Source organism: Alteromonas portus (assembly GCF_005117025.1).
Classification (GTDB): domain Bacteria; phylum Pseudomonadota; class Gammaproteobacteria; order Enterobacterales; family Alteromonadaceae; genus Alteromonas; species Alteromonas portus.
Genome location: NZ_SWCO01000020.1, coordinates 1 through 1654 on the forward strand (window position 1 = coordinate 1; position 1654 = coordinate 1654).

Genomic DNA, 1654 nt, shown 5'->3' on the forward strand with positions numbered 1-1654 from the left:
GTTATATGACTGGGAGAATTTAAACAATGGATGTAATTTGGATTACGCTGGTTGTTCTCGGGTTACTTAATATATTTGTAAGTGTATTTCTCTGTAAGCGAGATGATTTAGAGCTAGTTCAAAAGGTTGCCCAGGTAATCATTGTTTGGATTGTTCCTGTTTTTGGAGCTTTTGGGTTATGGTGGTTCCATCATGGACAAGACATCGATGTAAGAAAAGCATCTAAACCTGAGTTTGGTGGTGGAACGGGTGGTTCAAGCAGTAGCTATTCAGGCAGCGGTGATTAACTTGAGTATTGAGCCTTTTTCTAAGAATGGCTTTCAGCTCTTTTCAAGAGAGTCATATAACAAACGACTATGGTGTCAACTTAAACATTAAGCCGCTTTTTCTTCCCACATAACGCCACCTCTAACCATTGAGTTTAGTATGACAACCATCTTCCTCACACAGGCAATGATGGCGACTTTCTTAGGCTTACCAGCGGCAACCAACCTCTCATAGGTGGCTTTAAACTTAGCGTTACACTGCATCGCCGACATCATGGCCATAAACAAAACCGTTCGGACTTGGTGACGTCCTCCTTGAGTCACTTGCTTACCTTTGTATCGGCCACTTTCTTTGTTCATGGGTGCTACGCCAACAAGGGCGGCTACCTGTTTGCTATTCATCAAACCAAGTTCTGGTAAATAGCTGATGAGGGCCGCAGCCGACACCTTGCCAATGCCCGGCATACTTTGAACCAGTTCACTTTTTGCCTGGTATTCTGGGCAGCTTTGAATTAAATCGGCTAATTCGTCGTCCATCTTTTGAATTTGCTTTTTTAACACGGTGAGCATTGCCTTTATGCTTGATTGAACAGTTTTTGGCATAATTTGAAGGCGGTTTTTCTCACGGGTCTGCATCTCTAAAAGCTGATTTCTGCGGGCTACCGCGTCAGCCATCTTCTGAATGTTCTCGGGTTTTAGTGTCGACAAGGCAGGTTGAATTACTTCACTAAAATGCGCTATCAACGCCGCATCAAGTTTGTCCGTTTTAGCTTTACGGCCAATCGCACCAGCGAAGCGTTTAACATGAACAGGATTGACTACACTAAAAGGTAATGCTGCTTTCGCGCAAGCAGATACAAACGCCATTTCATAGCGGCCTGTCGCTTCAATAACAATGCGCTCAACCGTTAATTGCCTTAACCTTTTTAACGCTTCACCTATCCCTTTCTTGTCGTTGCTTACTTTTAAATATTCCTCCAACGGACGAATATGTATATCGAGACAATCTTTACCTACATCTACACCCACGTTTATGTTTTGCACTACTGATTTTTTCATAATAAGCTAACTCTGGTTTGCTAAATGCGAGCTCGGGGCCCAGTCGACTATTCGAGTATGTTGCTTGGAGCACTGCGTGGTGTTCATGTTTGTTATCGGTCTCTCAATTGAGGAGCCTTCGCTCAATCGAACTGCCACACAGCCAACTTTGGTTGCAGCCAAAGTCTGGGCCTCACTTTACCCATCTTTGAAAAGGAAATGTGGTGTATTTAGGGAAAAATTATCCATACAAAGCGCTTAACTCGTTCACTCCGTTCACTGGGACAGTAACGCGGCGGCGCTTCGCGATTATGCCGCCACTTCACTGCCCGTTAGCTTAGCGTTATACG

2 protein-coding genes are annotated in these 1654 nt (G+C 44.1%); one reads left to right on the plus strand and one right to left on the minus strand.

Annotated features, from left to right (window positions below; all coding sequences use genetic code 11):
- Positions 1-26 precede the first annotated feature (26 nt).
- On the plus strand, positions 27-287 hold the full coding sequence (locus tag E5672_RS19685; RefSeq protein ID WP_136783868.1) for a hypothetical protein: 261 nt from the start codon (positions 27-29) through the stop codon (positions 285-287).
- An 87-nt stretch (positions 288-374) separates the two neighbouring features.
- On the opposite strand, the gene E5672_RS19690 is transcribed toward E5672_RS19685, so the two are convergent.
- Positions 375-1325 carry an IS110 family RNA-guided transposase gene (locus tag E5672_RS19690; RefSeq protein ID WP_136783869.1) on the minus strand — a complete coding sequence of 317 codons (951 nt, stop codon included), beginning with the start codon at positions 1323-1325 and terminating at the stop codon, positions 375-377.
- Positions 1326-1654: the final 329 nt, after the last annotated feature.